General features: G+C 44.9%; 23 protein-coding genes and 1 pseudogene. 9 read left to right on the top strand and 15 right to left on the bottom strand.

The annotated features are described in order from the left end of the window. Positions 1 to 38 precede the first annotated feature (38 nt). Both mnmA and dapF read left to right on the top strand, forming a co-directional pair. Entirely contained in the window at positions 39 to 1,106 is a 1,068-nt protein-coding gene (mnmA, locus tag B0H50_RS06475; protein WP_106198526.1) for a tRNA 2-thiouridine(34) synthase MnmA, read from the top strand. A 1-nt stretch (position 1,107) separates the two neighbouring features. After that, positions 1,108 to 1,929 carry a diaminopimelate epimerase gene (gene dapF, locus B0H50_RS06470; RefSeq protein ID WP_106198525.1) on the top strand — a complete coding sequence of 274 codons (822 nt, stop codon included), beginning with the start codon at positions 1,108 to 1,110 and terminating at the stop codon, positions 1,927 to 1,929. Here dapF and B0H50_RS06465 read toward each other — a convergent pair. The 3 genes from B0H50_RS06465 to B0H50_RS13135 are packed head-to-tail and all read right to left on the bottom strand — an operon-like array spanning position 1,926 to position 5,327. Then, positions 1,926 to 2,576, bottom strand: a complete 651-nt coding sequence (locus tag B0H50_RS06465; RefSeq protein ID WP_106198524.1) for an epoxyqueuosine reductase QueH — start codon at positions 2,574 to 2,576, stop codon at positions 1,926 to 1,928. The two genes, dapF and B0H50_RS06465, sit on opposite strands and share 4 nt — an antisense overlap. Then, the gene (locus B0H50_RS06460; protein ID WP_233244569.1) at positions 2,576 to 4,762 is read right to left on the bottom strand and encodes a PorV/PorQ family protein; all 2,187 of its coding nucleotides are present in this window, start codon (positions 4,760 to 4,762) and stop codon (positions 2,576 to 2,578) included. The genes B0H50_RS06465 and B0H50_RS06460 overlap by 1 nt, the downstream gene beginning before the upstream one ends. Beyond that, positions 4,755 to 5,327, bottom strand: a complete 573-nt coding sequence (locus B0H50_RS13135) for a hypothetical protein (protein ID WP_146129170.1) — start codon at positions 5,325 to 5,327, stop codon at positions 4,755 to 4,757. Before B0H50_RS13135 ends, B0H50_RS06460 begins: the two co-directional genes overlap by 8 nt. Before the next feature lie 63 nt (positions 5,328 to 5,390). Between B0H50_RS13135 and B0H50_RS06455 the strand changes: the two genes are divergently transcribed. After that, positions 5,391 to 6,554 (top strand): FKBP-type peptidyl-prolyl cis-trans isomerase, encoded by a 1,164-nt coding sequence (locus tag B0H50_RS06455; RefSeq protein ID WP_106198522.1) that lies wholly within the window; start codon positions 5,391 to 5,393, stop codon positions 6,552 to 6,554. 16 nt (positions 6,555 to 6,570) lie between these two features. On the opposite strand, the gene B0H50_RS06450 is transcribed toward B0H50_RS06455, so the two are convergent. From B0H50_RS06450 to B0H50_RS06405, 11 genes and pseudogenes are all read right to left on the bottom strand, one after another. After that, a complete protein-coding gene (locus tag B0H50_RS06450) occupies positions 6,571 to 8,436 on the bottom strand; it encodes a transglutaminase-like domain-containing protein (RefSeq protein WP_158256468.1) in 1,866 nt (621 codons plus the stop codon). Then, on the bottom strand, positions 8,433 to 9,623 hold the full coding sequence (locus B0H50_RS06445) for a DUF58 domain-containing protein (protein WP_109587460.1): 1,191 nt from the start codon (positions 9,621 to 9,623) through the stop codon (positions 8,433 to 8,435). Before B0H50_RS06445 ends, B0H50_RS06450 begins: the two co-directional genes overlap by 4 nt. Before the next feature lie 15 nt (positions 9,624 to 9,638). Then, positions 9,639 to 10,547, bottom strand: a complete 909-nt coding sequence (locus B0H50_RS06440) for an AAA family ATPase (protein ID WP_106198520.1) — start codon at positions 10,545 to 10,547, stop codon at positions 9,639 to 9,641. A gap of 23 nt (positions 10,548 to 10,570) precedes the next feature. Continuing rightward, on the bottom strand, positions 10,571 to 11,209 hold the full coding sequence (locus B0H50_RS06435) for a type II secretion system protein (protein ID WP_109587446.1): 639 nt from the start codon (positions 11,207 to 11,209) through the stop codon (positions 10,571 to 10,573). Positions 11,210 to 11,414: 205 nt separating this feature from the next. Next, complete coding sequence (locus B0H50_RS06430) at positions 11,415 to 13,376, bottom strand: LTA synthase family protein (protein WP_233244566.1); 1,962 nt, start codon at positions 13,374 to 13,376, stop codon at positions 11,415 to 11,417. Next, positions 13,373 to 14,563: a glycosyltransferase gene (locus B0H50_RS06425; protein WP_106198518.1), complete on the bottom strand. Its 1,191-nt coding sequence runs from the start codon at positions 14,561 to 14,563 to the stop codon at positions 13,373 to 13,375. Before B0H50_RS06425 ends, B0H50_RS06430 begins: the two co-directional genes overlap by 4 nt. A gap of 108 nt (positions 14,564 to 14,671) precedes the next feature. After that, a pseudogene (locus B0H50_RS13865) lies at positions 14,672 to 15,588 on the bottom strand (His/Gly/Thr/Pro-type tRNA ligase C-terminal domain-containing protein); the annotation flags it as partial. Positions 15,589 to 15,793: 205 nt separating this feature from the next. Then, a complete protein-coding gene (locus tag B0H50_RS13860; RefSeq protein ID WP_198514846.1) occupies positions 15,794 to 16,102 on the bottom strand; it encodes a GNAT family N-acetyltransferase in 309 nt (102 codons plus the stop codon). A 62-nt stretch (positions 16,103 to 16,164) separates the two neighbouring features. Then, positions 16,165 to 16,320, bottom strand: coding sequence for a hypothetical protein (locus B0H50_RS13325; protein ID WP_158275889.1), 156 nt, complete (start codon positions 16,318 to 16,320; stop codon positions 16,165 to 16,167). 51 nt (positions 16,321 to 16,371) lie between these two features. Beyond that, complete coding sequence (locus tag B0H50_RS06410) at positions 16,372 to 16,908, bottom strand: hypothetical protein (protein WP_109587444.1); 537 nt, start codon at positions 16,906 to 16,908, stop codon at positions 16,372 to 16,374. Further along, a complete protein-coding gene (locus tag B0H50_RS06405) occupies positions 16,905 to 17,552 on the bottom strand; it encodes a DUF4329 domain-containing protein (protein WP_109587443.1) in 648 nt (215 codons plus the stop codon). Before B0H50_RS06405 ends, B0H50_RS06410 begins: the two co-directional genes overlap by 4 nt. A 641-nt stretch (positions 17,553 to 18,193) precedes the next feature. Here B0H50_RS06405 and B0H50_RS06400 point away from each other — a divergent pair. From B0H50_RS06400 to B0H50_RS06380, 5 genes are all read left to right on the top strand, one after another. After that, positions 18,194 to 18,631: a hypothetical protein gene (locus B0H50_RS06400; RefSeq protein WP_109587442.1), complete on the top strand. Its 438-nt coding sequence runs from the start codon at positions 18,194 to 18,196 to the stop codon at positions 18,629 to 18,631. Next, the gene (locus tag B0H50_RS06395) at positions 18,588 to 19,229 is read left to right on the top strand and encodes an FISUMP domain-containing protein (protein WP_233244559.1); all 642 of its coding nucleotides are present in this window, start codon (positions 18,588 to 18,590) and stop codon (positions 19,227 to 19,229) included. Before B0H50_RS06400 ends, B0H50_RS06395 begins: the two co-directional genes overlap by 44 nt. A gap of 32 nt (positions 19,230 to 19,261) precedes the next feature. After that, a complete protein-coding gene (locus B0H50_RS06390) occupies positions 19,262 to 19,933 on the top strand; it encodes a hypothetical protein (RefSeq protein ID WP_146193701.1) in 672 nt (223 codons plus the stop codon). 450 nt (positions 19,934 to 20,383) lie between these two features. Beyond that, a complete protein-coding gene (locus tag B0H50_RS06385) occupies positions 20,384 to 20,821 on the top strand; it encodes a hypothetical protein (protein WP_199219615.1) in 438 nt (145 codons plus the stop codon). A gap of 1 nt (position 20,822) precedes the next feature. Beyond that, on the top strand, positions 20,823 to 21,035 hold the full coding sequence (locus B0H50_RS06380; RefSeq protein ID WP_073305392.1) for a hypothetical protein: 213 nt from the start codon (positions 20,823 to 20,825) through the stop codon (positions 21,033 to 21,035). A gap of 398 nt (positions 21,036 to 21,433) precedes the next feature. Here the strand turns inward: B0H50_RS06380 and B0H50_RS13320 are convergent, their stop codons facing one another. Beyond that, positions 21,434 to 21,757: a His/Gly/Thr/Pro-type tRNA ligase C-terminal domain-containing protein gene (locus tag B0H50_RS13320; RefSeq protein WP_233244558.1), complete on the bottom strand. Its 324-nt coding sequence runs from the start codon at positions 21,755 to 21,757 to the stop codon at positions 21,434 to 21,436. 3 nt (positions 21,758 to 21,760) lie between these two features. Here B0H50_RS13320 and B0H50_RS13315 point away from each other — a divergent pair. Beyond that, the coding region (locus B0H50_RS13315) for a hypothetical protein (RefSeq protein WP_233244557.1) at positions 21,761 to 22,163 on the top strand (403 nt) is incomplete at its 3' end.

Here is a 22,163-nt window from a genome sequence, read left to right as displayed (position 1 = left end):
AAGTGAAATTAAAGTGTTGCTTTTCTATATTTTCCACTATGAAAATTGCTGTTGGACTTTCGGGCGGTGTCGATTCGACAATGACCGCTTACCTTTTAAAAAAGCAAGGCCACGAAGTCGTGGGCGTTACCATGTCACTTTGGGACGGAACTATTCCCATCAAAGACCACGGGCAAAGCGGATGCTTTGGGCCGGGCGAAGCGCGCGAACTCAAAGAAACTGCAGAAATTGCAAAGCGTTTAGGAATTGATTATGAAGTGATTCCTTTGGCCGAACAATACAAGAAAAATGTGCTCGATTATTTTCGTTCCGAATACAAAGCGGGACGCACGCCAAATCCTTGCGTCAAATGCAATCAGAAAATGAAATTCGGATTTTTAATCGATTGCGCACACAAACTTTTAGACTTTGATATGTTTGCAACAGGGCATTACGCCCGCGTTTCGGAAAACGGAAAACGATTAGAAAAAGCGCTCGATAATACAAAAGATCAAACATACTTTTTATCGCGCCTTAAACCCGAGCAACTTTCTCGTGTGATGTTTCCGCTCGGAAATCTCACCAAAAAAGAAGTCAAAGCTTTAGCGTCCGAAGTGGGCTTTAACGATTTAGCGACAAAGCCCGAAAGCCAAGATTTTATCGAATGCGAAGATTACTCCGTTTTATTTGACAAAGGCGACATTCAACCCGGTGACATTGTCGATACAAATGGAAAAGTTCTCGGGCATCATAACGGCATTATTTATTACACCATCGGGCAGCGCAAAGGTCTTGGAATCGGAGGATTAAAAGAACCTTTATTCGTCGTCAAAATTGACGCACACAAAAATCAAGTGGTGCTCGGCACAAAAGACGAACTTTTTTCAAAAGCATTAAAAGCGCACGATGTCAACCGTTTGCTTTTAGGTGAAAATGAAAACGAAGGTCGTGCGCTCGCAAAAATTCGCCACGGGAAAAATTTAGCGCCCGCGACTTTTAAAATCGAAGACGATAATTTGTATGTCACTTTTGATGAGCCGCAAATGTCAGTAACGCCTGGGCAAATCGTCGCCTTATACAAAGACGATGCTGTTCTCGCATCCGCGATCATCGACGAAGGAATTTAAAATGAAACTTTCTTTTACAAAAATGCAAGGCGCAGGAAACGATTACATCTACGTGGACAATCGGCAAAATATCGTCGCCGATCCCGCTTCTGTTTCCCGCAAAATTTCCGACCGTCATTTCGGCGTTGGCTCGGACGGTTTAGTTCTCATTTGTAAATCGGACATTGCCGATGTGCGGATGCGCATGTTCAATCCCGATGGCAGCGAATCCGAAATGTGCGGCAACGCAAGCCGCTGCGTCGCCCGCTTTGCTTGGGAACGCTTCTTCAACAAATCCAAAGACGAATTTGATTTGGAAACGGGCGCAGGCATTAAGCACATTGTAATTCATCGCGATGGCGAAAATTTCAAATCGGCAACCGTTGATATGGGCGATCCGATTTTAACTCCCGCAGAAATTCCCGTAGCTGCCGCGAGCAATAAAATTCAAATTGACGGGCGCGATTTTACTTGCGTTTCGATGGGAAATCCGCACGCAGTTACCTTCGTCGATAGCGTTCAAACGGCACCTGTGCACACAAAAGGTCCCGATTACGAAATCGATAAAATTTTCCCGCGCAAAGCCAACATTGAATTTGTGGAAGTGCTGAGCAAAAATCATGCGAAGATGCGCGTTTGGGAACGCGGCACCGGCGAAACTCTCGCTTGCGGAACCGGTTCTTGCGCAAGTCTTGTCGCTTGCGTTCTGAACGAAAAAACAGACCGCGAAATCGATTTGGATTTACTCGGTGGCACGTTACACATCGAATGGCGCAAAGACAATTCGCATGTGATGATGACTGGCCCCGCTGAATTTGTTTTCGAAGGAACGATTGAAATTTAAACGTTCTGAGTTTCCGCCGCTTTCTGCGCACGTTCTCTTTCCATTTTGGAATAAACGCAGCCGCAGAAATCTTGGCGGTAAAGTCCATAAATTTTACAGATTTCCGTAGAGCGCAAAAAACCATTGCGCTTTTTAAAATTTGACGGCAAATGTCTTACGCCAAATTTTTCCGCCATTTTTTCCCCGATTTCATTTAATACCGCAGCATCTTTCATCGGGCTAATCGTAAGCGTCGTGGTAAAGTAATCCATCCCAAGTTCCTTCGCCACTTTTGCGGATTCCCCCAAACGCAATTCGAAACATTTTAAGCAGCGCGCACCGCCTTCGGGATCGTGCTCTAACCCTTTTACCGCTGCATAATATTTTGCGGGCTCATAATTGCCTTCGAGAAATTGCACCGGATACTTCGTCGGAAATTCCGCAGAAAATCGCTTTAATTCGGCGACGCGATGCTGGTATTCTTCTTCGGGGAAAATATTCGGATTATAATAAAACGTCGTGATGCGAAAATAATTGGACAAATATTCCAACACATAAGTGGAGCAAGGCGCACAGCAACAATGCAAAAGGAGCGAAGGCACTTCGCCCCTTTTTTCTAAATCGCGGAGAATTCCGTCTAATTTGCGTTGATAATCAACCGGATTCATTAGAATTTGAAAATCATTCCGAAGCGCATTTGCCCATCGCGAACGCCGTCGTTATCGCCGACATCTTTAATCGTCGCAATGTCAAATTCCAACACATCCGAAAGCATCACGCCCAAGCCCAAATCGACTTCGTTGCGTTTTCCGGTTTTATCGTAAAGATAACCGATACGAACAGCGACGGTATTTGCGTAAGTGTATTCTGCGCCGACATTGAAAATGCCTTGGAGAAGAGAATTTTTGAATTTTTCTGCGCCACTTCCGCCGAGTTCTGGATGAATTAAACTTTTCCACATCGCTGTGTAGAACGGTTCCGGATCGCCTTTGTCATCGTCATAAACCACCGTACGATTGTAATCGCCCGCAATCAATAAACGATGATCGAGAGTGTTCAAAATTTCGTAAGAAAGGCCGAGGCGCCATGTCAAAGGAATCGGGTCTTGATCCGATTTATCGGTATAATAAACGCTCGGACCGATATTTGCAAGCACTAATGCTGCGCTCAAATCTTTAATCAAGAAGTCGCGTTTTAAAAGACCCACATCAAACGCATAGCTGAAAGTCGTCGCATCTTCGCCACCAGTAGAAGCGCCCGAACTCAAATCGGAATAGAAGAATTTAACGGTCAAACCAATGGAAGTTCTCTGCGTGAGTTTTGTACCGTAGCTAATCGCCGCTACAACTTCGGAACTATTCGAATTCGTTGAACTTTCGTCATCCGTTGATACGACGGTTTCTCCGAACGAAACAAAGTTTACAGAAACGCCGAGAGTTCCCCATTCGGCAAGCGGAATCGTAAGGCCTGCAAACAAGTGATACAAATCGGGAATATTTAAAACGGGAAGCAGTTTTTCGTAGAAGAATGTGAGTTGGAAATCGGCGTCTTTGTAACGTTCAATTCCCGCACTCGTGCTAAACCAAACGTCATTCGCCTGCGGAAGCACCGCCCAGACGCGATTCGAAGAAAGTCCATTGCCCGAATGGAAATGTTCCCATTCATCGTCCGATTGTAAATTGCCGCGTTCTTCCGGTTTGCGTTCGAGTTCTGCTTTGCGCCCCGACGAAGTCGCATAATCCGGCAAATGGCGCCAGACACCTTTATCGGTTGCAATCCAAATGGCGCCGTCTTTCGAAACCGCTAAATCGTGCACCACATTGCTTTCGAATTTTACTTGTTCCCATTTGCGCAAATTAAAATGCGAAAGCCCTCCGTTATGCGCTGACCAAACATGACCCGAAGAATCAACGATAAGAGCCGTCGCATGCAAATCCATCAAGCCATCTTCTTCGTTGAAAAGACTCCAACGGTCTTTTGTCGAAGAACCTTTCTTCGGAATTAAACGCGCAATGCCCGCACCATCGGCTGCGACATAAAGTTCGCCCTTAAATTCGGACCAAGCGACAGCGTTAATTTTTTGACTCGGAAGCACTTTTCCTTTTTGTTCTACCTCACCATTGCGGTAAGAGAAAAGGCCGTTATCCGTACCAATCCAAAGAGTTGCGCCTTGACTCGCGAGCGCCGTCACCCGAGGCGTGCCGAGTTCACTTTCGTAATTTTTCCACGTTTTTCCATCGAATCGGAAAAGTCCCTTCGGTGTACCGACCCACAATTTTTCGGTGCGAACATCGTAGAGAAGTGCGGTGACCGTATCGCCCACGACCAAATTCCACGGAATTTTCACATCGCGCACATAGGATTCATCCACATCATTTTGAACATCGTTAAATTTTTTCACGCGGCGAGTATATTCATCCAAGCCCGATTCGGTTCCTGCAAAAACGCGGACGACATCGCGGATTTTTTCTTGCCCTTCCAAAGTCACCACATGATAATCGGACCAATGTTCACCGTCGTAATGTTGAATGCCGCTATTGGTTCCCGCCCAAATTTCGCTCTTTTCAAAGAATCCAGAACGATTTTTGGCTGCGAGTTTTGTAAATGCGGGCGCATTTTCGGACTTTTGCGGAAGAGAAACTTCCCATTCATTGGCAAGAGGTCCAAAAGCCAATCCTGCTGGGTTGTAATAGAGCGCCGAAGCGTCATCCGCAATCGCAACGCCTGTTTCGCCCATACCGAGCTGACGCGTGCCCACCGGCATTTCCAAAGTGATAATCGCCGAGTTTGCCGCAAACGCAGCCGCCGAGCAGAACGCTGCTAAAAGAAAAGAAAGTCGAAAAATTCTACGCAATGTGTCTCCAGTCGGGAACGCTATAAGCTCCATTTTCCGGAACAAGAGCTTTCCAGCCCGCTTTGCCCGGATTTTCCCAAGGAAGCTTTGGTACTAAACGACAATCGCAGCCCAAGACATACGGCGGAAGAATTTCCGCATGATTTCGAATCTGTTCTCGGGTCACATAATTATCGTCGCTTAAGAAATTACAAAACGGACGACTTTTCGGACCAATTACAATCCGATAGGTCACCGTCCCATTTCGGTCACCTTCATCGACGACCTTTACCACATCATCAATACTTTTTTGCCACGCTTCGATTAAGTGCGCTTGCTCTTCCGGACTAGAACCCGTAGTAGAAAGCCAACGCGCCAATTCTTCGAGAGAAGGTTTTACCTTTTCGATGGATTCGCGGGCAGGGCGAACGACAACCGCATATTGCCCCGAAACGTCGATGACCGGAGCCCTTGCTTCTTTTTCCTTTTCATCCGAATTGTGAATGACCACGTAAGCCCCCAAACCGGCAAGCACCAGCGAGAGCAGCATAATGGCTATCAGAATGAAAATGATTGTCAAATCCATGTTATTCAACCTGCTTGTGTCCAAAAAAACTAGTATTTTCTAATTTGCTGCGCAGGTGATATCATGCATAAAAACAGATTTTTCAGTCTCTTCGGCGCTTTTCTTCTTTTACCCGCTTGTTTGTGGGCGATTCCCTACGAAGCGGTCACCGTCAAAGAAGGCGAAGGCGAACCGATTCAGAACGGGCAACTTATCCGCGTCCATTATAAAAGTTATTTAGCCGATTCGGCGATGACGATGTTCGATAATTCTTACGACCGCGGCGAACCTTTGGAATTTTCTCTCGGCGCAGGACAAGTGATTCCCGGTTGGGAACGCGGACTCATGGGCATGAAAGTCGGAGAAATTCGCAAGCTTTCAATTCCCTACCAACTCGCTTATGGCGACCGCGAAATCGGTCCGATTCCCGCTCGTTCCGACCTTTACTTCGAAGTGGAGCTCGTTTCTGCAGATCCTCCGTTAAAACCGGATAATTTTTCGGACAGCAAAAAAGCCAAATGGAAAACTTTGGAAAACGGCGTCCAATTTTGGGATGAAAAAGAAGGCTCGGGAACTCCCGCGGCACAAGGCACTCGCATTCAAACGCATTACACCGGTTGGATTGCTTCGGGGCGTAAATTTTCAAGCTCCAAAGATTACGGAAAACCTCTCGCCACTGTCCTCGGCGGCGGACGCCTCATCAACGGTTGGGAAATCGGACTGGACGGCGCAACTCCGGGCACCATTCGTTGGCTTAAAATCAGCCCATCGATGGGTTACGGTGCAAAATCTTACAGCGCCATTCCGCCCAATTCGACTTTGATTTTCCGCGTCGAAATGTTGAATGTCGAAACCGACGAAACTTTAGCCGAAACGATGGATTTCTTCCCCGATGTTTCGAAGCTCACTTTGCAAGATGGCCCAGAAGGATTAAAATACGCAATCGTCCGCGAAGGCGAAGGCGAGCCTGCAAAAGCCGGCGAAAATGTACGCGTGCATTATACAGGCTTCCTTTCGGATGGGAAAAAATTTGACAGTTCGCGCGAACGCGGGCAAATTTTCAATTTCCCACTCGGCAAAGGCAGCGTGATTCGCGGTTGGGATTTAGGCGTCGAAGGCATGCTTCCGGGCGAAAAGCGCGTTCTCGTGATTCCGCCGACTCTCGGTTACGGCGTCCGCGGCGGCGGCCCGATTCCAGGCAACGCAACCCTTATCTTTGTCGTCGAATACTTAGGTTACGAAGAATAATTTAGCGGTGCAGAATTTATCTGCACCATCTTTCGTTTTCATATTTCTGTAAATTCTGGAGCGCACTTTCTAAGTGCGCCATTTTCTTTGGCGAAAGAATTCTCTGCGTTTTCGCTTTTTCTAATCGCAAAATAAATTGCGAAACCGTTTCAGCGGGCGCACGGACGAACCCAAAATGCGCCAAAACTTTTTCGGTTTTCCGCAGCAATTTTTGCAATTCTTGGATTTTTAAATTCTGCGATTTTTTCTGCTTTTGACGAAGATGGCGTTTTACGACTACATACAAAGTAATCATTAACGCAAAAACGAAAATTCCCGAATAAAACCAAGTGCTTTTGAGTAGCGCTTCCACCGCATTACTCCAAGAGTCGAGAGATTTTCGCCAATTTCCGTCGCGCAATAAATGCATTCCGTAAACGCATTTTGCTTTGAATTTTTCGCTCCACTTTTCAAAAAATCCTGCGGAATGCGATTCAAAAGGAATCGGCGGAGTCGGATCAAAAATTTTCCATTCTCCGTCAAAAACTTCGACCCAAGCGTGCGAACGATTTCTTCGGAAAACAAAATAGCCGCCGCTTTCAGCGACTTCTGGATTTGCAAATCCTACAACATAACGCGCGGGAATTTTCAATTTGCGCAAAAGTAAAGTCGAAAGAGTTGCGTAGTATTCACAAAATCCTTTGCGATTTTTCCAAAATAAAATCAGCGGTTCTTCGCCCGATTTTCGCCGCGGCATTTGCAACGAATACGAAAAATTTTCAAGAAAATATTGCCGAATTTTTTGCGTCGCCATTTTCGCTTGATCCGAAGAATCAAGATGCATCGCTGCGCAAATTTCATTTAACAAAGAATCCAATCGATGTGGCGTATTCAAAAATTTTTCTGTTTCTGCGGTATCCAAAAAATTCGATTCGACATAATACCAATCGCTTTTATTTTCTTCGGAAAGATAAAATGAATTGCCCGCAATGCGTTTGACCGAATCCGCTTCTTTCAAAGCCACCGCAGCGCCCGGCGGCGCAAACGCAAAATCAAATGTGCTTAACGCAGATTGCACCCAAGTCGCCTTCGCCGAATCCGCCGAACCAAAAACCGCATAATCGCCGATGTAACGTTCTGGGAAAAGCCACGTTTCACTTTTCGGCAAATTCCAAATGCCCGCAGAATAATCGCCGTAAGCAACTGCCCGCAAATAAGTCGGCGCCCGATCGGTAAAAAGGCGAAGCACAATTTGCGCATTTCGTTTTGACGAAAAATTGCGTTCAAAAGAACCGAGCGCTGCCACATTGGAAAATCCCATCATCGAGCGTTCTTCGCGATAATTTTCTTCCCACGCACCCGACATATAACGTTTCTGTCGCCATTCATAAAGCCTTTGAAATGACGAAACAAAAAATCCAGCGAGTAAAATGGAAAGCAAAAGTTGCAGCCAATTTTTTGGGCGTTTTAATGCGGGCGCAGTTGCAAAAAGAAGAAATAAAAATGCTAGAGCGAGAAAGCCAAGAGTTACCGCATTCCATTCGCGAAGCGAAAGCAATAAAACGAATAACGCATTCCAATAAACAAAAACCGAATAACCGCCGCGTCCAACACTTTTCCATTGCCACAAAGCGAGAAATAAAAAATACCAAGAAGGAATAATCAAAAGCCACTGCGAAAAAACGCCATTCTGCGACGGCGATAAAAACCACCAAAACGCAAACGGCACAATCGCTAAATAAGCAACGCTTTTTCGGTAAGCAAAAATTTTTCCGAGTCGCCGTTTTTGAAATGCAAAAATCAAAAAGCAAATCGCAGGAATTCCGAGCCCGTAAATTTCCGAAGAAATGGAAAGCGTTAAAATTACGCTGAAGAGAAAAAGCATTTCCCAAAGAAGTTTCATAACGAAACTCCTTGCGCAGAAGAAATTGCAATTTGCAAAACGGAATCGGATTCTGCATTTTCTTCGGCGACAATAATTTGCTTCGTAATCAAATCCGACGTTAACGGCAACACCGAAATAGAAAGCACGGGTGCCATCGGGCGCGCCGCAGGCGCCCAGCGTTCTGGCTTCGGAAATTCTTTGCCTAGTTCTGGATACGGAGCGCGCGCAAGCGCGTCCATCACCGATTCCAACGGCGAATTTTTTGTCTGCGTAATTTCTCGATTCCCGATGAAAAATCTGCCGAGAAGAGAACGCGACGCAAGCCATTCGACAACGCCTGCGCATAAACGCACCGCATTTTCGACACGCGCTTTATCCGCTAATTTTTCACATGCAATATCCAAAAGCAGAACGATTCCGCGGCCGCGTTCAAAGGCAAATTCTTTTGTAAACGGTTTTCCGTAACGCGCAAAAGCTTTGTGATGTAAATCGCGGAGAGAATCGCCTTCACAATATTCGCGGACGCCTACGAAATCTTGTCCACGTTGAAATTCCGGACGCAAATACGGCGCAAATGCGCGCCCGCTAATTCCTAAGCTCAAAAAATTCAACGAGTTCACCGAAATTTTTTGCGGATAAACGACCAATTCTTTTTTTTCGGGAAAGACTTTTAAAATCGTGGCGACGCCCAATGCATCGGGAATGGCGACTGCGATATGCGGCAATTCAAAAACGCCGCGCCGACTCGTCTGCACTTTTGCAAAAAATTCTTCGGAAACAAAAGCGGGAAGCGGACGAAAATTTTCAGCGGGTAAAAATTTTAATGCCGGATGCATTCGATAAGAGCCCAATCGCACCGCCCGAAAAAATTTTTCGCCTTCGACGATTGCAGAGATTTTTGCCGCATTTCCTTCGATAGCATTTTCCATGCGGACATTTTTGATTTGCAATTTTTTCGTCGGCCACAAAAGAAAAATTGAAGTCATTAAAAGCGCATCGCAGAAAAATAAAAACGCTTTTACCGCCATCGCACCCGGCGCCCAAATCATAAAAAGCGAAAAGAAAAGAAACACCGAAAGAGTGTGTCCGAGCGCCGTCAAACGTTCATCCCAAAAGAAAAAGAAATACATTAAAACTCCCGTTTTGCGGGACATTTTCGGATATTCTTTTTTCAAAAATCGAAGAGTTTTTAGCAATCGTTTCATCGATCCGCCAAAAATTTAAGCGGGAATGCGCACTTGATTTTTAATTTCGTCTAAAATTTTTTGCACGGCGCCTTCGTCGGCATCTTTTGCAAAAATGCGGTGTGCCATTACAGGGAAATACGCCCGCAAAATATCGTCGGGTTTGACAAAATTCCGCGAGTCCATCCAAGCGAGAGCTTGCGCCATCCGCAAAAGAGAAAGCCCAGCCCGCGGACTTGCCGGCAAACGAATTTCTGCGTGGCTCCGCGTTTTCTGCACCAAAGTAACAATGTAATTTTCCAAAGATTCTTCGACAAAAATTTGCTTGACTTGTTCGCGAATGCGCAAAATTTCTGCGGGAGTTGTCTCCGGTTGCAATTTTTCAATCGGCGTTTCAGTGCGGTGCGAACGCAAAATGCCGAGTTCCGTTTCGGCAGTCGGATACCCGAGAGAAAGCCGCACTAAAAAGCGGTCCATCTGCGCTTCGGGCAGCGGAAATACGCCATGAAATTCAATCGGATTTTCCGTTGCAAGAACCATAAACAATGCGGGAAGTTTTAAAGTTTTTCCTTCGATGGAAACTTGAAATTCTTCCATCGCTTCGAGAAGTGCGCTCTGCGTCCTCGGTGATGCACGGTTGATTTCGTCAGCGAGTAAAATCTCCGTAAAGACAGGACCTTTGCGCAGTTCAAATTCCCCAGTCGAAGGGCGAAAAATGGCACCGCCTGTCACATCGGCCGGAAGCAAATCCGGAGTAAATTGAATGCGAGAAAAATCTGCGCCGATGACTTTTGCTAACGCTTTGGCAAGAGTCGTTTTCCCTGTTCCCGGTGCATCTTCAATAAGAACATGACCGCCCGCAAAAAGGGCGGCCAATAGCAAATCTATCGATTCTGCTTTTCCTAAAATAACTGCGTTTAACGCTTCACGAAGTTTTTGAATCATACAGAAACGATGAATTAAAATCCTTATTTCCAATAATATTTTTCGATATAAGTATTGCCGCGGTCTTTCGTTCTGCTGCGCGTATTTCCGATATCATCTTCGGAAAATCCGCTCCACATTTGAGAACGCATCGTTCCATCTTTTTCGCGGGAAACTTGAACCGCAATCCAATCCCAACCTGTCCATTCTGCGCGATTTTTTGAGGACTTATCAGGATGCGAAGTCACTTTGAGAGATGCCAAATTCACGCCATTTCCCGAAATGAGTTTTTCCACGTTCGTATTAAATTTATTCCAGTCACGACCTGCATTCCAGCCCGATGCGCCCGTCGTCGTATTGCCGATGACTACATTTTTTTCAGCTCCGCAGAAATAAACCCCTTTCAAATTTCCGCTGCCATAATTCTTGGTGCAAGTTTTTTGGTCGCGGCACATCAAAACCCAAATGCCTTTTTCTTGATTATCATCTTCCAAATAAAGTTCACCGGTATCCAAGGCGCGTTCCAAAGTGTTCATCACCAATTTTGCATTATAATAGTCCACACCGCGACGGGTGCGTTCTACCGCATTGGCAATCGCCGGAACACCAACCGCAGCAAGAAGGCCGATAATCATAATCACGACCATCATTTCAATGAGTGTAAAGCCCAACTTTTTCCGCATAAACTCTCCTATCTACAGCCAAGCGGCAAGCGTTAGAAAAATTTCATCCCAAAGGCAAGCCTTTGAAATTCTCTTTCTAATATATAGAAACTATTTTCTACTTACAAGGGAAAACTTATTCGCAGTTGGAACAATTTTACACAAAAATTAACTGTTCAAACATTCGCTTTGGTTTTGAGCCCAGCAAGCACTAACTTTCCAACTGTTAATGAGGCAAATATTGCATTTTATCATTGCGCAAAAGAGAGCGCAGGACTTTGCTTGCACCGATGGCGTGTTTCTGCCAAGCCTTGGCGGTAGAATCTTCTGTGCGCACAAATTCTTCGTGCTTTCCGACGTAAACATCTTCATTATCCAAGCCGCCGACGAGAACGGAATCGCGGAAGCCTAAATAGTAAGCGTTTTGCGTGTAGAATAACGAAGGCTGTTCGGCGGGACGCATTTCGGAAAGTAAATCGTAGCCCCAGAAATGACTCGGCGCACGGACTTGTGCCAAATCCAAAATCGTCGGTGCAATATCCAACTGCGAAGCGACATCTTCGCGGACTTGAAGACCGTTTAAGAGAGACGAATCGGGTGAAAAGATGCCGATAAAAATCCGCGCAGCAGCAACACCGAGCGGCTGCGGAACATGATAATCCACCGAATCTACCGGCGTATCGTGATCGCCGAGCAAAATAATTACCGTCTTTTCGAAATCTTCGCGTTCGGCAAGTGCCGAGAAAAATCTGCCGAGTTGGGCGTCGGTATAACGAAGCGCGCTGCGATAACGGAACATCGCATCGTCATCGGGTTTTGCGGCCCACGATTCTGGATAATTGCGGAACGGAATGTGCGTTGCAATCGTATTAAATAAAAGAAGCCAATTTTTATCGGCGGGCAATTTTTCCAATGTTTGAATGGCATTGTCTGCGCCGAGGCTATCCATCGTTCCAGGGATTTCAGGATCTTCAAGAGCTTTCCAATCGTCGTAAAATTTTTCGACAAACGGCAACGTGTGATCAAAAATCGGATTGGAAATCGTCACATAAAAACGTTTATAATCGACGAGATATTCGGGAAATCCTTTGAAATGATTGGACGCATAAAAGCTCGGCAAATCGCGATTCGGATGCGACGGAAAACCGAGATACGTCGCCATCGTGCCACGCACAGTCGGATAACTTCCGCTGAATGCATTTTTGAACCAAAGAGTTCCGCCGCCATTTTTAAAATAATCGCCACGGGCAAGTTTCCAAATATTCGGCGCTAATGCGGTATCGCCTTCGAGCATTTGATTAAAGATTCGCCCTTTAAATGATTCGCCAAAAATAAAAACGATATTATACGGATGCGTCGCTTTGAAAGGCGCTGTCAATTCTTTGCGGTAACCAGGATATTCAACGTTTTCTCGATTGGCGGAAAAATCTTTCGGGAGGAATGCATCTAAATCGCTAACAAGTTCGTTGGTGACTTTGTAATTATCGCGGACAAATTCAAAAGTTTCTTCGGCGGCAATGTGCAAAATCGGAGCCGTAATCGTGTGCTTTCCCAAAGTAAAACGCATGTCCACCGGAAAATTGATTATCGGAATTATTTTTTCACCGCGCGTTCCCGCTAAAAAAAGAATCAGCGGAATTACCGAAAGGACAAGTCCCGAGACACACATCGTCACCGGAATTTTTTTGCTGAAGACGAGCTTCGTCGATTTTCCAGCGCGCTTTAATTTTCGATTTCGCCAGGTAAAGAAAACGCAAAAAGCAATCGCCGCTGCAATCGTTAAGAATAGCGCCGCCAAATACAAATACGTTCCCAATTCCCCGCCGAGAGTCGATGTCGTCGTCGAATCCGAAATATTTGAAAAATGAAAATAGGTGCGCAGATACGAATACGAAAGCCGTTGATGCGTGAAACGAAAAACTTCGTAATCGACGATGGCGAAGAAAAAGTAAAAGACGTAAAAAATCGAAAGAGCCCGCGGCGCTTTGGCAAATGCAAATAACGAAGACAAAACCAAAATGGCGCCATAAGTCATTGAGAATTGCCAAAGCATTTTTCCCGAAAACATTTCGGGCATCGAAAGTCCGAGCGGATCGGGCAATGCGTAAAAGAAAATAAAAAGCGCAGTCTGCAAAAGGAATGCAAAAAGCGTAATCAAGATAAATGGATTTTTAATGAATCGCATCATTTTTCATTTTCCGTTAAGCACCATTTTACCGCTTTTTCTAAATCGGCATTTTGACGTTCTCGAATTTGCGCGTAACGCCTTTTGGCGCGTTCTGCATAATCGTGATAAATCTTAGGATCGAGTAATTGCACAAAGCGATTTTTAATTTCACTTTCGGAATACGGATCAAAGTAAATTGCAGCGTCGCCGCAAACTTCGGGAATCGAAGTCGTGCCGCTCGCGGCAACAGGAACGCCGTAACGCATCGATTGCACCGGCGGATAACCAAAGCCTTCGTTTAAACTCGGGAAAATAAATGCGTAGGCATTTTCGTGCAACATTTCAAGTTCTTCGGTTTCAACATAACCGAGGAAAACAAAATTTTCGGGATGCCGTAAATGGCTGCGATAAACTTTTTCTTGCGTGACGCCGGTGACGATGACTTTGTATTCAAAATTTTGAAGCGAAAGCGATTCGATGAGATCGTCGAATGCGCGCACAGCTCGCAGATTATTTTTTTCCCAGCGCGCGCCACTCGTGAGCAAGAAATATTTTTTCGGAAGAATTCCTGCGGGCAATTTTCCGCTTGGCGAGACTTCGTCCATCGGGCTATAAAAAACAGGAATTTCCGTTTGCATTAACTGCGGAAAAAAGGCGCGAATAGAAGCGCGACTGTGTTCGCTGACCGTTATCGTTTGCACATTTCCGCGAGCGATGCGATCGGCTAAAGCATTATATTTCGGTTTGTAAAATTGTGATTTCCAAATTTCGCGATAGCGCACAAGCGCTTCCATTTTTTGGGAAAAAGATTTGGCGAAAGAAATGCCGAGCGGACTGTAAGCGATTTCAAGAGCCCGCACGCCGTGCCACGTGAATTTGAAATTTTTTACTTGCACATCCCACTTTTTTTCGAGGGAATAAAGCGGCGTGTAAAATGTATCGATTGCGTTTTCGTCGATAACCATCTGCGGCGATTTTTCGTTCACATCGCAAAGAGGAATTGCAAAGCGTTTGCACAATTCGGCAATTTCTGGATGCAAAAATTTTTTCGCATCATAAGCACAAAATAGCCGCACATTTTTTGGCTGTTCCGTTTCAAATAAATTCTTGACGATTGCGCGGAAAAGCACTTCGCCATACGAACCGCCACCGTGAAATTTTGCGCTGTGAATCGGCTGCACTGCGACTAAATTGAACAAAAAATTCATAGGATAAATTTAGTTTTTCATTTTTCTTTTTGATTTTTAAAACGAAAAGAGCACCGCTTGCGCGGTGCTCCATTTCATTTTTCGCAGACAAAAAATCTGCAGAAAATTTTACCGGACAACTTTGCGATCGTCTGCGGTCATGTCGATGAAAGCTTGCACGCTCATCGAACCCTTGTCGCCATCTTTGCGTTTGCGAACAGAGATGACATTATCTGTCACTTCTTTTTCGCCAACGATCAAAAGATACGGCACTTTCTGCAGTTCGCATTGACGAATCTTGTAACCGAGTTTTTCGTTCGATTCATCGATTTCTGTGCGGACGCCAGCAGCGACGAGTTCGTCTTTTACCTTATTCGCATAATCGACAAACTTCTCGGAAATCGGGAGCACGCGGGCCTGCACCGGAGCGATCCACAGCGGGAAATCGCCCATGAATTCTTCAATGAGAATGCCGAGGAAGCGTTCGATGGAACCCACGGCGGCACGGTGCAACATCACCGGAATGTGCTTTTGACGCCTTTGGCGTCTATGGCTGCGGCTCACCAATAAAAATACGCAAGCGTATTTTTGCTGGATTCGCCTTGCGCATTACTGGTTGTCCTTACCGACATATTCGGCGCCGAGGCGCTGCGGCAAGTTGAAGTCCACCTGGATCGTACCGCACTGCCAGTCACGACCGAGGCTATCCTTGAGCGTGAATTCGAGGTTGACGCCGATGGCGTCCGTGGCTGCACTCGGTCATAGAAAAATGCAAGCATTTTTCTGCGACACTCGTTTTGCACACTTTTCGGGCCGTAGAAGGCTCCTTCACCCGGGTTCAAAATATAGTCGAGGCCGGCGAGCTTCGTAGCTTCGGCGATGGCGGCTTCAGCCTTGTCCCAGATTTCGTTGGAACCCACGCGCTTTTCGGGGCGGGTGGAGAACTTCACGACGATATCGTCGAAACCGAAGTCGTGGTAGATTTCCTTCACGAGGGCGCAGAAGTCGGCCACTTCGTATGTTGGTCTTATGGGCGTTCCCGCACATTCTGTGCGGTCGGGCTATATTTTAGGGGCGGTTGTCTTCGCTTCGCTCGACACCTGCCTCCTAAAACGGCGCCACAGCGCCGTCCCAAGGGGGCACTTATAGAAACACTTGGGAGTTAACTCCCTTAGTGTTCTTATCCCCTTTGGGGAATCCCTAACGCAAATGAGCGAGCATACGCCCGCTCAAATTCGCATAAAAGAAGTTCTACTTGTTATTTCTAAGGGCTTCTGCGTAATGGAACAAATCGCAACACATCATGCGAGTGCGTAAAGGTTCGCTCTCGTGCAACTGTAAACTAGCTCGCTCTTCGTTTTCGGATTTGAAAATGAACGAAAACTCATTATTCCCATAGAATTTTAAGACAGATTGGGCGTTGTAGGCATCAACAGCAAGAAACCTGCAACCAGTTTTATTGTGAGAGTCTGAAAACCAAATCTTTAGAAAGTCTAAGATTTCTGAACCGATACCATGTCCTTGAAAATCCTTGCTTACAGCAAGGCGACCGATTAGCACCGAAGGATAGTTGTGAATTAGCCTTTATCAACCTGCAGTTGGTCGAAAGATAATTCATTTGGCTAAATCTTCGCTGTTTTGAGAATAGAGAGGGTCGCCTTGGCCTTTTTGGACAGGTCAAGTTTTCTGTTCGCTTTCAGCGTCCGGTTCGCTTTTTTAACGAAGCGGTCAGCTGCTACGTTTTCCAAGACAGGTAATGGACGAATTGCTAATGCCATACCCTAAATATAGACTTTTTTCAGGTCTAAAAGGCAAGTCATAGGCTTTTATCACGGATCTCCCGCATATTTGTTTGGGCCTAACATTGGAAAGCGAAATTTCAGTGATTTTATAAAATTATCAAAATCCTGTGGAATTGAGGATTGCCAGATGGCTCCGTCAGGAGACTCTATCCGTCCTGGTGAATAATAATTTAATGTGGTTATAGTGCCGTTCTTGTTGCTAAAATGGATTGCACATATAAAGAAATCTATAGGTAGACCTGCCACGGGAGTCTCGGATGATATCTTTTTTTCTGTTTTTTTAAGATTTGCCAATTGCTTAGATAACTCTGTTTTCTGTTCGTTATTAAGAATAATCCTGTTTCCTTCAGGATGGTTTCTTTTGGGATTTGCATCCATGAAGATTTCTGCAGAAGAATCCACCACGCTCAAAAAATCATTTTTTGGTGCGAAGGATATCGTCTTTTCCGCTTCTACAACAGAAACCTTTGTGGTCGGTGGCTTGCTAGTCTCGCTCTCGTTGCAACCGTAAACTGAAAAAAGAGCGAAAGAAACTAAAAGGGATAAAATGTTGTTTGCTTTCATTTCAAGTCTCCCATATAAAGTTTGTCTTCCCCTTCTCCTGGAACGAAAACACGAAATGTATCGTTCGGGGTTCCTAGATATAAGGGAATGTTGTATTCGTTTGCAAAAGGAATGTCTCCGTAAGGTATCCCGGTTTCAAAATCAAATTCGTTTGAAAAGTTCTCGCTGTCGTAATTCGGGTCGTATGCGCCATGAGTGTGTGCAACGCCGACAACTTTGTCAAAGTTCCTTTCTCTTTCCGCAATTCTGTTTAATGTGGGAATGTCGAAACTGTCTAAATCAAACCATGCCGGGGAGTTTTGTGCGTAATATTCTCCATTTTTGTCTTCAAATATAAATGTTGCTGCTTCGCGGTTTCGTCTTTTTGACTCGTCATTGAAAAGATATACCCAATTTAGCGCAGCCTTGTCTGGCGAATCAAATTTTAGAAAGGGGTTCCGCTTTTTAAATGGAATGGGTAAAGGCGAATTTGTTAAAGCATTTTCATCAAACAACTTGTTTTGCCGGTCTATTAGGCGTGCGATATTCTTCTTTTCTTCTTCTGATAGGTTGAAAAAGGTATCTCCGTCAATGGGTATTTCCTGGTTTGTGGAGAAAGTAAAATCCAAAGGATAGATTTCTCTTAGATGATTATATTGAGGCATAGGAGTCTCCTTGAAAAATGTTTTGGGGAATTCGATTACACCTTCTTCTGCGGCTAATTGATTGCATAATTGTTGAGACTCATGCTCGGCTTGTTTGCATTGCTATGCCATGTTGGTGCAACCGCTATGGGGAGTATAGAATATTTTAGCTCAGAAGTCAAGTCTAGATGCTTGTTTGAGCAGTAAAAGAAATTTTACTCGGGAAATGCGGCTTTTCGATGGGGTAAAAGCCTACTAATACATAGAAGTCGCCTAGCAAGCGACCAAAATTGGCGACAGACGGCCTAAATTCATTTTTGTTTTTGAATAAGTAGAGCAGACGATGCTATATTTATGGAGACATAATGATTTTAGAGTAGAATCTTGTTCCTGTATTGAAAAGTCTGGTAAACTTGAAGTTAGCAAGGAGCAAGGCGTTACTCGCACCCATGTGGTGCGGGTCGTCTGTTGCTTATCGCTAACGGGTTACCAGAGCCTTCAATACGTAAGCCTGCGACTTCGCACCTTTTTTGTTTCCAAAAAATTGTGCGAATAAGTTGCAATGTCATTGTGAGAAACGCAAGTGACGAAGCGACCTATAGTTGCAGGCTACCGAACGAGAGTTCTTCTCGTAAGCCGCCTTCGGCGGAAAGGGATGATGTATGAAAAAAGTTATTGTAGCAATGCTTCTTGCTTTGTATTCTTCGGCATTGGCTGAACAGTGCTATTTCCAAACGCGCAGAACAAGCTATGATTCAGGTACTCGCGTCAAAAAGATATCTTGTGAAACTTTGAAAAATGTTCAACAAGATGTTTACTTTTACAATGGTAATGATAATTATGCTCGTTATTACGAGCGACAATTTGGACAAGAAGGCAATTTGATTGTTGAAATTGACGGCTATGTTATGATGACAAAATTCTATTACGCTTTGGGTGAATTTCGTTATTACGGACAAATTGTATATAATGGTGGAAATGTTGTAAGTTGTAAGACTACTACAAGCACCGGATATTGCGACCAAGTTGAATATACCGAGTTTGGAAATTACTTGCGTGATTTCCTTAATTCGTCTGCTAGAAAGAAAAATCGTAAATAGGGAAGATATTTTTATGATGAAAATAGGGATACTGATACTTTGCTTTGCGGTTTTATCTACAGCAGGTTCATTTAAGGATAAAAGAGATGGTCAAATTTATAAGACCGTAAAAATTGGCAACCAAGTATGGATGGCGCAGAATCTGAATTATGCGGTTGATAACGGATATGGGAGCTGGTGCTACGACAACGAATATCGAAATTGTAAAAAATATGGACGGCTTTACACATACTACACGGCAATGGACGCCTGCCCATCTGGATGGCATCTTCCATCTGAATCAGAATGGGAAACTCTATTTGCTTATGTTGGCGGACTACAAACTGCGGGCTATGTATTACGTTCAAAATATTATGCGGGAGATGATCGTTACAAGTTTAATATTTTATTAGCAGGTTCTTACAATCGTTACGATGGTATTATGTATCAAGATGGCAGGGATAGATGGGAGTTTAGTTATAAAGGCCAATGGGCAATTTTTAGAACATCCTCTAGTAATGTGGGGTATTATTTTCCAGGACAATATACGAACGTTGTTCGAGATAACACTGTTGAGGAATATCAAGGCGTATCTGTTCGTTGTATAAAGGACTACTGATGCATCAAAATTTCGTCTATCTTTTTTTGTGCGTGATAGTCAGTGTTGCATTTGCAGACAATCCCATTTGTGATAACACCGAAGAGTATCAAATCTACAACACCCGTTGTTTTTCTTTTGGGGACGAATTCGTTTTTGTAAGCAAAAACTGGCCTGAATATGACAATGGCGAAGAAAAGCCCGAAGAAGGAACTACTTGCTTTGAAAAATTCAGAATATCAGAAAATAAGGATGCCAAAGAATTTTCCAAAAACGGGATTCATTATGCAACTTATGCTTTAGACCAATATTGTTGTAAGCATCAAGTATTCCGAACAAAGGAAACTCGTTGGGGGGATGAAGATAACGGCTATATGGATTTTTCGTATTATGGGACTTTCGGAATTTTCTATTCGGAATGCGAATATCAAGAAAGCGAGCTAGCAAAGGTGCTGTTCGCAGAAACAAAATTACAAAAACCCCTTGATAAAGTTGATTTTCTGAATTTCACGGCTGACGCAATTAGAATTTTCGGTTCTAGAAAAGACGCTATGATGAAAATTGGCGTATTAGCTTCCATAGGAAACAACGGAGAAACTCCCTTCAAGATTTACAGACAAAACGGTTCTATCAAATATATTGGAGGTGTCAATCTCGGTTTCTGTATGAGTAAAAACGGGAAAAGAGCATTGGACTTTGCCAACGGACCGGACGATTGTCAGTAAGATGGAAAATTCATGCAAAATTTTATTTACCTAAAATAGTATTGGCTTTACTAATTATTTGCCTTTGTTCATCTTTGGCGAATGCATATAACTTTAAATGTCAATCGCGTAATGGCTGGTCTCCAGGAAATGGCCGCTATAGTTATCAAGGCATTACCCCAGGGGTGGACATGATTTTTGGTTTCCTAGAAATAAGTGTATTGAACTTTAACAAACAAAAGAGAGCGCTTTTGTGAAGAAAATGGCGAATTTGTGCCATTTTGTAAAGCAAACGGGCTATTCCAACTTGGAATGAACCGCCCTAAAACTTGCCTTTGAGGTGCGAAAAAGGTATATTTACACTGATAAGGATAACACGACCCAATGGAAATTGACATCCAAATAGATTCCCTTACGAACTGCCTAGTGTGTCGAGAAACTGGAGAGCAACTCGACACCGAGTTTCGGCTAGTGTTAAAAACTATTTCAAAGAAAGACGCCGTAGCACTACAACGAAAGGGGTGGAAATTCGATTGGAGCATACCACATCAGCACGATTATGAGGTTTATGAGTTGTTGTTGAAGGATGACACTCAAGTGCAAGGTATGATAGCACTGAAGCATATCCGCGATCAATTTTATACACATGTAGATATTGTAGAAGCTGCTCCGGAGAATATCGGGCATTTAGGAAAATACAAGGGCGTAGGAGCTCATCTCTTTGCAATAGCTTGCAAGTTAAGCTGGGATGTCGGCAATGAGGGCTATATCCAATTTACCGCAAAAACGAATCTTGTAGAACATTATCGTGAAACTTTAGGTGCGCGAAACATCGATTCTCAAAAAATGTACATAGACAGTTATGGAGCATTGAAACTAATTCAAACCTATTTTCCCGAGGAGGCATAATATGATTGTAGCAGAACTCGAACCCGTCGTTGCTTCACGCAAGAGTAATACGCTGCGAGAAAATTTCGACCGCTTCGGAGAAGACTTTTCTGACGGTCGTTTGACTGAACCATCTCCGACAGAACGACATTTCCGTTTGCATGAAGCAATTGCCTATTCAAACAGTTTGGGACGTCCGCTCACAGAGCAGGAAATGAAACTGTTCGAAATTTAAACGTTGGACATATTTTTCAGAAGGCCATTGCTGATAAAGCAATGGCCTTCTGTTTTGGGCGGGAGGGCGGGGTAAGCCCGGGCGTTACAGAAACCCCTGCGGCTCGGCCATAGCCATGCAAGCATGGCTGCGGCACTCGCCTTGCATGGCTTTGCGGGTGCGGCGACTGTACATCCGCTAGAAAGGGTGGAGAGCAACGAAGTGCGAATCAGGGGACAACTGCATAAGGCGAGCATCGCGACAGACCGCTAGCGGGCTGGCATGATCGAGCCGAGCAGTTGGGACTATAGTCCCACGCTTTCCCCTTTAAAAAACATCCGCCTAATAAGACGGATGTTTGAAATTTTCAGAGATTGCTTCGGGGCTGCTCGCCCCTCGCAATGACAAGGGCTTGGCGATTAGCGAACAACCTTGCGGTCGTCAGCAGTCATTTCCAAGAACTGGGCGACGGTCATTTGACCCTTATCGCCTTCCTTTCTCTTGTTGACTGCGATAACGCCTTCAGCCTGTTCCTTTTCGCCTACAATAATCTTGTACGGCACCTTCTGGAGTTCGCACTGGCGGATCTTGTAGCCGAGCTTTTCGTTGGATTCGTCGACTTCCACGCGGACGCCGGCGTTCACGAGTTCCTTCTCGACCTTCTTAGCGTAGTCAACGAACTTTTCAGAAATCGGGAGCACGCGGGCCTGAACCGGAGCGAGCCACAGCGGGAAATCGCCCATGAATTGGGCTTCGCCCCAGATGATGCGTCTCGGTCATGCCAGTCCGCAAGCGGCCTGTCGCGACATTCGGCTTGCGGCGTTTTCCAGAAGCTCGGCTTCAAGATTTACGTTACCGAAGGCACCGCCAAGTTCTACGAGAAGGCCGGCGTGAAGTGCGAAGTGGTGAACAAGATTACAGAAACTCTCTGCGCTCGGTCATGGTCAAACAAGTTTGACCGCGACACTCGACTTGTCATCTGTCTTCAATCAAAATACAGAGGAAGCGTTCGATGGAACCCACGGCGGCGCGGTGCAGCATCACCGGAATGTGCTTTTGACGCCTTTGGCGTCTATGGCTGCGGCTCACCAATAAAAATACGCAAGCGTATTTTTGCTGGATTCGCCTTGCGCATTACTGGTTGTCCTT

This window comes from Hallerella porci (assembly GCF_003148885.1).
GTDB lineage: Bacteria > Fibrobacterota > Fibrobacteria > Fibrobacterales > Fibrobacteraceae > Hallerella > Hallerella porci.
This window is presented reverse-complemented; position numbering and strand designations above follow the sequence as displayed.

Excerpts from the sequence above, each read along its gene's own strand:
- B0H50_RS06430 (WP_233244566.1), bottom strand. The coding sequence starts at position 13,376 with ATGATGCGATTCATTAAAAATCCATTTATCTTGATTACGCTTTTTGCA.
- dapF (WP_106198525.1), top strand. The coding sequence starts at position 1,108 with ATGAAACTTTCTTTTACAAAAATGCAAGGCGCAGGAAACGATTACATC.
- B0H50_RS06380 (WP_073305392.1), top strand. The coding sequence starts at position 20,823 with ATGATTGTAGCAGAACTCGAACCCGTCGTTGCTTCACGCAAGAGTAAT.
- B0H50_RS13325 (WP_158275889.1), bottom strand. The coding sequence starts at position 16,320 with ATGGCATTAGCAATTCGTCCATTACCTGTCTTGGAAAACGTAGCAGCT.
- B0H50_RS06405 (WP_109587443.1), bottom strand. The coding sequence starts at position 17,552 with ATGCCTCAATATAATCATCTAAGAGAAATCTATCCTTTGGATTTTACT.
- B0H50_RS06410 (WP_109587444.1), bottom strand. The coding sequence starts at position 16,908 with ATGAAAGCAAACAACATTTTATCCCTTTTAGTTTCTTTCGCTCTTTTT.
- B0H50_RS06435 (WP_109587446.1), bottom strand. The coding sequence starts at position 11,209 with ATGCGGAAAAAGTTGGGCTTTACACTCATTGAAATGATGGTCGTGATT.
- mnmA (WP_106198526.1), top strand. The coding sequence starts at position 39 with ATGAAAATTGCTGTTGGACTTTCGGGCGGTGTCGATTCGACAATGACC.
- B0H50_RS06445 (WP_109587460.1), bottom strand. The coding sequence starts at position 9,623 with ATGAAACGATTGCTAAAAACTCTTCGATTTTTGAAAAAAGAATATCCG.
- B0H50_RS06465 (WP_106198524.1), bottom strand. The coding sequence starts at position 2,576 with ATGAATCCGGTTGATTATCAACGCAAATTAGACGGAATTCTCCGCGAT.
- B0H50_RS06400 (WP_109587442.1), top strand. The coding sequence starts at position 18,194 with ATGAAAAAAGTTATTGTAGCAATGCTTCTTGCTTTGTATTCTTCGGCA.
- B0H50_RS06450 (WP_158256468.1), bottom strand. The coding sequence starts at position 8,436 with ATGAAACTTCTTTGGGAAATGCTTTTTCTCTTCAGCGTAATTTTAACG.
- B0H50_RS13320 (WP_233244558.1), bottom strand. The coding sequence starts at position 21,757 with ATGGGCGATTTCCCGCTGTGGCTCGCTCCGGTTCAGGCCCGCGTGCTC.
- B0H50_RS06440 (WP_106198520.1), bottom strand. The coding sequence starts at position 10,547 with ATGATTCAAAAACTTCGTGAAGCGTTAAACGCAGTTATTTTAGGAAAA.
- B0H50_RS06425 (WP_106198518.1), bottom strand. The coding sequence starts at position 14,563 with ATGAATTTTTTGTTCAATTTAGTCGCAGTGCAGCCGATTCACAGCGCA.
- B0H50_RS06455 (WP_106198522.1), top strand. The coding sequence starts at position 5,391 with ATGCATAAAAACAGATTTTTCAGTCTCTTCGGCGCTTTTCTTCTTTTA.
- B0H50_RS13135 (WP_146129170.1), bottom strand. The coding sequence starts at position 5,327 with ATGGATTTGACAATCATTTTCATTCTGATAGCCATTATGCTGCTCTCG.